Origin of the sequence: Sutterella parvirubra YIT 11816 (assembly GCF_000250875.1) — a bacterium.
GTDB lineage: Bacteria > Pseudomonadota > Gammaproteobacteria > Burkholderiales > Burkholderiaceae_F > Sutterella > Sutterella parvirubra.
In genome coordinates this window covers 69,938-70,160 of record NZ_JH605011.1, presented here as the reverse complement: position 1 = coordinate 70,160, position 223 = coordinate 69,938, and the positions used below count along the sequence as shown (strand labels likewise).

1 protein-coding gene is annotated in these 223 nt (G+C 67.3%); it reads left to right on the top strand.

The genetic code is table 11. The annotated features are described in order from the left end of the window. A partial coding sequence (locus tag HMPREF9440_RS11565; RefSeq protein WP_483754795.1) for an SRPBCC family protein occupies positions 1-223 on the top strand: 223 nt, incomplete at both ends.

The following is a 223-nucleotide window of genomic DNA, read 5'->3' as shown; positions in this document are numbered from 1 at the left end:
CGACGTTGGGCGCTTCTGAAACCGACGCGGACGGCACGGTGCGCATGGCGCGCACGCTCCGCTTTGAGACGGGGTCGTTCGACGAGCGCGTCGCGATGAACGAAGCCGCGGGGACCGTCCGCATCGAAAACGACGGCGACGCGACGCGTCCCGCCTCGAGCTTCACGATGAAGATTGAGGAGCCCGAAGCGGGGAGCCTCTTCCTGCGCTGCGTCTACGACCA